This is a genomic window from Marinagarivorans algicola (assembly GCF_001292705.1).
Lineage (GTDB): Bacteria > Pseudomonadota > Gammaproteobacteria > Pseudomonadales > Cellvibrionaceae > Marinagarivorans > Marinagarivorans algicola.
Window position 1 is genome coordinate 1 of the sequence record NZ_LGAK01000076.1, and the last position, 7,076, is coordinate 7,076.

Annotated in this window: 4 protein-coding genes; 3 read left to right on the plus strand and 1 reads right to left on the minus strand. The window is 45.3% G+C overall.

Translation table 11 applies throughout. The features are described from left to right. Positions 1-440: 440 nt before the first annotated feature. Entirely contained in the window at positions 441-3,578 is a 3,138-nt protein-coding gene (locus AC438_RS15960; protein ID WP_053982261.1) for a DUF3427 domain-containing protein, read from the minus strand. Positions 3,579-3,862: 284 nt separating this feature from the next. Here AC438_RS15960 and AC438_RS15965 point away from each other — a divergent pair, with 284 nt between their 5' ends. The 3 genes from AC438_RS15965 to AC438_RS15975 all read left to right on the plus strand — a co-directional run. Further along, a complete protein-coding gene (locus AC438_RS15965) occupies positions 3,863-4,057 on the plus strand; it encodes a hypothetical protein (protein WP_053982262.1) in 195 nt (64 codons plus the stop codon). A gap of 509 nt (positions 4,058-4,566) precedes the next feature. Next, entirely contained in the window at positions 4,567-5,244 is a 678-nt protein-coding gene (locus AC438_RS15970) for a hypothetical protein (RefSeq protein ID WP_162230769.1), read from the plus strand. Between the two features lie 114 nt (positions 5,245-5,358). Further along, on the plus strand, positions 5,359-7,076 hold a 1,718-nt coding region (locus AC438_RS15975), incomplete at its 3' end, for a helicase-related protein (RefSeq protein WP_053982264.1).

Consider the following 7,076-nt stretch of genomic DNA (forward strand, 5'->3'; position numbering starts at 1 on the left):
ACGCAGTTGTTGATTGAGCGCTTATGATGAGTATTGGCCGTGGCGGGGTGCCCGTACTTGCCGTTAAGCGTTTAGGTTATTAACTTGCGGAGCTAATGCTTGAGGGTGATTAAAGCGAGTGCCTGTCCCTGCAAGTGTTGGAAGAGTTCACTAGTAGGCTTTTTCCTAAAGAGGCGGGGATCAGAATGCCCCATAAAAAAATCCTACATAAAACAGTCGCTTAGAGAAATAAGCGTTAATCCTAAGTTTGACAGAGGTTCGTCAAGTGGTTGAAGGTAAGGGGTTTGAGTTGCATAGAGCTATGGCGGTTGAAGCATCGAGAGTTATTGCTAAGCTGGATACTAAAACGAGTGCCTGTCCTTGCAAGTGATACACTCCTGCATAGCCAGAATAACCTACATCCTGCAGGCCTTTTGCCAGTATTTTATTGCAGGGGGGGGCTAGCCCACCGCTAACTTCGCAGCCTGCTGCCACATGAATGTCGGCATGGGGGCTCGTAGTTTCCAAGTGATACTCATAGGCTGTGAGCCGGTGTGGCTTATGTATTCGACTTCTCCGTAATTCACAAATCCCATTGTTCGGCCGTATTCATCTTTGGTTTGTTCGCGCACAAAAAGGAATAGTCGCTTACCTATATTGCGATGCATAATGTAATCTTTACCTCTCCCTTGGTCGGGGCGAGAGCTGTTTTGTGATTGCCAATGAAACAAATCTTCATTTATGGCGTAATCGTGATACATAGTTGTGGGTGAAAACTGCTTTTCGTTTTTATCGAGTGTTACAAACAATAACTCGATATTTTGATCTTTGATTGCAAACAGTCCTTCTCGCGCAGGAGGTTGGCGTTCGAAAGTTGTCGCGCCAAAGCCTACTAGAATCTGTTCTCTGGCGTAACGAGCATGTAATCGTAATGGAACATCCTGTAGATCAGGCATAAGAGGCTGATCGTGTTTAGTTTTAGCTAGCTGCCAATCCAAAATATCAGAAAGCTCCTCGGAAATACCAAGTTTTTTGAGATTATCTAAACTCTCCTCGATTGATTTAAAGCCGACTTCATAACCGTTTTTTTGCCAAAAATCATAATGACACATCATTACTTGTCGATTATTGATGTTTGTGGGTGTGAAGTCATTGAGGCAAAGGTATTTTAAGGATGATAGATAGCTGTGATCATCACAGGTGAGAATACGGTTGTTAATAGCCTTTTTAAGCATTTTCAACGCGGACTCATTAGGTTCTGTTTTCTCTGTATTCTGAGCGGCATTAACTAGTTGAGCCCAGCATCCTCGTTTATACAGTTCGTTGAGGTTGATATGTGGGTGTTGAGTTACAAAGTTAGACAGTGTGAGTGGTAGCGATGAATGCTGGGGGTACTGGCGAATCATTGCGTGAATACGAGGTAAGGTGAGTGATGCTTGACGAATATTATTTAGGATCATTTCTTGAGTACGCTTAGTGAGCTCAATGCGGCAGCCAAGTGGTGCATGAGGGAAGCCCTGCTTAATTTCATCACTAATTGCGCGATTACTTTTACCAATTAAGGCTCTAAATTTGTTGGCGAAGTCATATTCTGGGCGAGAATTACCTACGAAATCTAATACCGTGCAGCATTCTTTTTCTTCGGATAATCGCAACCCTCGGCCTAGTTGCTGCAAAAATATGGTTAAGCTTTCAGTGGGGCGTAAGAAAAGTAGGGTGTCTACTTCAGGGATATCAATGCCTTCATTAAATATGTCTACTACACACAAAATATTTATATCGCCCGAGCGAATAGCTTGCTGCTTTTGCTGGCGCTCATGGCTGTTATCACTACTTAGTACGTCCGCTTTTATGCCTTTTAGTAAAAGTTGTTTAACCATATACTGTGCGTGATCACGGCTTACACAAAATGCCAATGCTTTCATGTTGTAAATATCAGTCACGATCTCTTGTAGGCTTAATAATATTTTGTCAAAGCGGTTTTGGTTGTTTGTGTATAGATTGGTTAATTGTGTAATATCATATCTCCCTCGACTCCACGGAATACTACGTAAGTCAGTATCATCATCAATAGCAAAATACTGGAATGGACAAAGATGGCGGCGATTAATAGCCTCAGGTAAGCGGAGCTCCGCAGCAATTACACCATTAAAATCACTTAAAATATCAGCTCCATCATGACGCTCAGGTGTCGCAGTTAACCCTAGTAAAATGTCAGGTTTAAAGTGCTCCAACACCGCTCGATAGCTGTTTGCAGATATATGATGTACTTCATCAATAACAATGAAGTCGTAATAATCTGAGGTCAAATTGAGTTGTTTTAGTGCGTTATTGATGCTTTGGATGGAAGCAAATAGTTGTCGGTAATGCCCAGGGTTATGGCCACCCACCCATAGCTCACCAAACAGGTTGTCGCGGAGTACTCCTCGATAGGCCGAGCGGGCTTGCGTTAAAATTTCTTCACGGTGGGCTAGAAATAAAAAAGTCGAATTCGGTTTTGATTTTAAGTAGCGAGAAAAATCAAAGGCTGAGATAAGTGTTTTCCCTGTTCCTGTAGCGGCTACAACCAAATTGCGAAAGCGTTTATGTATACTGCGTTCAACGGCTAGTTGCTCTAAAATTTCGTTTTGATGGGGGAAGGGGGTGATCGAAAAAAAGTGAGATGGGCTGTTGTCTATTTCACCTTTTTGCAGCTGCAGGGCTCGCTTTAACTTTTCTGTACTAATGCTATCACCATTGAATACTTCGAAATCATTGGAGGCCCAATAGGTTTCGAAAGTACTGAGTGATTTTTTTATAATATGTGGGATTTCTTGTGAGGTGATTTTTAAATTCCACTCCAGGCCATTGGTTAGCGCAGAATGCGACAAATTAGAAGATCCGATATAGCCAGTTTGGTATCCGGTATTACGCAAAAATAAATAGCTTTTTGCGTGTAGTCGTTCGCGCTTAGTGTTGTAGCTGAGTTTGACCTCTGTATTAGGCAGTTTAGCTAAATACTCAACTGCCTTAGAATCTGTGGCACCCATATAAGAGGTGGTAATAACTTTAAGTTCACGGCCACTGGAGGTAAACTCCTCTAACTCTTTCCTGAATATTCTAATACCTGCCCACTTTATGAACGAGACTAGCCAATAGATTTTATCGGATGATAAAATTTCCCTTTTAAGTTCAGATTCCAGAGATAAACTTGCATTGCTACCACAAAAAAGCTCGCTTTTTGTTAGCCCTGTTAGAGGTGAAATGTTTTCAATGTATTGTTTTAAATTCGAAGCAACAGGGTTTTTATGATGATAAAGGCCGGTAAGAATTTTACCTTGACTCGCAATCAGGTTTTCATCAATAAAATCTTTATCTTGAATTTGATCTTTAATCCACAGTAGTAGGTTATTCGAAAGCATTATTTGTTGCTGTAGGCGATCACTCCCAGAGGGTATCGAGTCTATCGCATAGTTGAGAATGTTGGATAAAAAACGCGATAGCCAAATAGATGCTTCGTTATTATTTAACTCGCGCTCACCAATGTAGAAGCGGTCTCGATCAAGGCGGCTCTCAACCAGTTGAGTGATGAGCTGCTCATAAATACCGGCTTGTTGCATGAATGATCCTTTATTTTAGAGGAGAGATAGAAGTAGCAAGCTATCATGGCTGCTGGCAATATATTATCTATAGTGCCGGTGTGCTTCATTGGTAATAAAAATTGAATAGGTTATGCATGCTACCAACTGTTCATCAGCCGTCAAGCTTCGGTGAGTTGTATTTGTGTTGCTAGTACAGGCTAATTTTCAGAGTGAATACGGTCGGGATAGACTCTTTACGATAACCGCTGCTGTATCATAGGGCTGAATATTGCAGCGTTAAATAGGGCGAGCCATATTGTGCTGTGCCTTGGGCTAGCAATAAAACCGCACGCTTAGACTTGTGCAATGATTTATATCTTTCGGCTACTTACGATGCCGCCTTTGACCAACATTTGTTTACGCTGGATGAAGACTATCGCTTAGTGCTAGGGCCAGCGTTAAAAGCACAGGGTGCACAGCCGAGTGTGCAGGCCTATTTTATCGAAAAAGAGGGTTGAAAATTCAGCTGCCCAACGCTTACCTACCTTCCCAAGCCTACCTTGAGCTACACCGTAATGCGTGTGAGCTGTAACTATTTACTCGTTTTACCCAATTCAAAATATCCGTGAGGCCAGTGCGGCATGCGTTGCCAAAACTTTTGAGACAGGATGTCGAGTAGAGCCCTCAGGGATGAGTTAACGGCGTTTTTGAGCAACGTTTGCTGTGCTGGTCGAGAGTTGACGGATAAGAGGCTTCTAGTATAAGGCTACCCACAAAACCACCCACAAAATTACGCACAAACCTAGCCATAAAACTAGCCGCGTACCTGCTGAACTTTAGTGTTGGTGCCCGAGTCAATTGAAGGTGTGCTTAATTGACGATATTGTGAAAGCTAAGCGCTTTACAGGCTTAGCTTGCCAACGTATTTTGTAGAGTCTTAGTTCTCACCGATTACCCAACTTTATTCCCTTATTTGCGGCAGGCGCTTAATATGCCGGCTGCCAACACGATCTTGCAGGACTTAACCATGCCCAAACCTCCTTCGGCCACCCAGATTAAATCTATACAGCAGCTTACAGATTACTTTAATCAGCAACCGCCCGAGCAAGTTGCCGAGTGGTTTGCACAGACCATAATCGCCGACACCCAGCTTAAAAAAAAGTGGCAAATACACTTATTGTTAGCCTCTGGTAGCCCGGCCAATTATAAAAAAGTACTCACCCAAGCTTTGCCTAAAAAAGTCTTAGTGCATGGCCCTAATATGTGGAGCAAAGTGGGTAAATATTTTAATGATGCCAATGAACTGCTGAGCTTGGTTTTTGAGCAACTAGATACCGATAATAACCCCTTAAATAATGAGCAGAAATTTGAATGGTTAATGCAGGCCTTTGAGCGTTTAAACTTAGTACTAGGGACTATCGATGATTCGGGGGGTTACCGTTTAGCGTTAGAAGAGCAGCTGAGTGAGCGGCTGATTAGCCGATTTAACCGGCTTGAATGGCCGCTGGCCAAAAAAGCCGAATGGCTGCAAGAGTACCAATACAAACACGATGTGTTTCCTTATATACCCGAGCACTTTGCCTTGCCTGCCGAGTTGGCGACTGCGTTTGAGCAGTTGGAAGCGGCCAAAGAAGCGCAGCCCGACGTGCCCGGCAACGTGAGTATGGCACTACTCGAGCGACTCAATAACGGCGATAGTGCGTAGTGCTGTGGCGTCAATACGCTAGGCCTTTGCGCTGCGATAAAAATTATTGCTGTTAGTATTGTGCCTTTGCATCTTTTACTTAAAGCGATACCCATTTAAAGCAATGCCAGTTAAATGATGCCCGCTTTAACCCGTGTACAGGCCTACAACAGCATGAACCTACTCCCTATCGATAAAATACAATCGGACTTTGCCTTAGCCATTAAAACGCACCACTTGGTGGTGCAAGCCGAAACGGGCTCGGGTAAATCGACCCGCTTGCCATTATGGGCCAAAGCCAATGGCAAAGTGTTAGTGGTAGAGCCTAGGCGGGTGGCGTGTACGGCCTTGGCCGAATATGTTGCGCAACTCGATAATACCCCGCTGGGCGAAGGGGTGGGTTATGCCATTCGCTTTGACGCAAAATTTAAATCAGACACCCAAGTGATTTTTGTCACGCCAGGTATTGCTTTGCGCTGGTTAAGTGATAACGGCTTGCGCGATTTTAAAGCCATTATTATTGACGAGTTTCACGAGCGCCGCTGGGATACCGACTTACTGCTGGCGCTGCTTAAGCAAAAAAACCAAAGTAATGCTCAAAACCATGTTCAAGACAATACTCAAAACCATGCTCAAGATAAAGACAGCCACCGCATAGTGCTAACCTCGGCCACCTTTAATAGCCAGCAACTGAGCGACTATTTAGGGGGTCAACGGTTAATCTCTGAAGGGCGAAGTTTCCCTGTGAGTGTTGAATATTTAAGCGGCAATGTACAAGCGATGCCCGAGCAAAGCCATTTAGACACCAAGGTACGCAGTGCCGTTGAGCAAGCGCTAGCAAGGCAGCCGGGCGACATACTTGTATTTTTACCCGGCCGCCGTGAAATAGCGGCTTGCCAGAGCACTTTGCAAACTTTAACGCGCGAATATCCAGCGCTGAATATTATTGCGTTACACGCCGCCGAAACAAAACACAATCAACAGCAGGCGCTCACAACCAGCGCCGCTCAAACAAGAAAGGTGGTATTGGCCACCAATATTGCCGAGACCTCGCTCACGATTCCCGGGGTGACCATCGTCATTGATTCGGGCCTAGAGCGGCGCACGCACCAGCGGGGCGGGCGCACCGTGCTGAGCTTGCAGGCGATATCCCAAGCCAGTGCCGAGCAGCGCAAAGGCCGTGCCGGCCGTACCCAAGCGGGCTTATGCCTGCGCCTTTATGGCGAGTTTGCGCCATTAGTGGCCACGACACCGCCCGAGCTATTGCGCGAAGACTTAGTCGAGCCCATGCTAGCGGCGGCCAGTTGTGGTGAGGTGTTAGGGTTATTATCACTGCCTAGCACGCTGCCTGCGGCCGCCTTAACACGCGCCCGCGATAAGCTGATTAACATGCAAGTCATTTATGATGATGGGGCCATTACCGAGCACGGTAAAGTCTTATCGCGACTACCACTCGACACGCTTTTTGCACACCTTATTACTGCCATGCCAACGCCGGTATTACGCTGCGCCATGGTGGATGTGGCCTGTGCACTTAGCCAAACGCACAGGCTTATTCAGCTGCCTAATACCGAAGGCGGGCATAAAATACTTAAACAGTGGCAGGCCCATGCTTGTGATATCAGCACGCTCATTAGCCTTATGCGTAGCCATACCATGCCTAGTGAATTACAGGTTGATAGCCGCGCCTTGGTCGAGGCTAAAGTGATGGCCAATACAGTACGCCAACAATTAGCGCTACCGGCTATTAAAGACACCGAGCCCTATACTTTTTATGTATCGCACCTCAATGCTTTGCAACAGGCGATTGCGGCGGCCATGCCCGAGCTTGTGTTTGTACGCCGGCAAAAACG

Coding starts and splice junctions, on each gene's coding strand:
- AC438_RS15960 (WP_053982261.1), bottom strand. CDS start 3,578: ATGCAACAAGCCGGTATTTATGAGCAGCTCATCACTCAACTGGTTGAG.
- AC438_RS15970 (WP_162230769.1), top strand. CDS start 4,567: ATGCCCAAACCTCCTTCGGCCACCCAGATTAAATCTATACAGCAGCTT.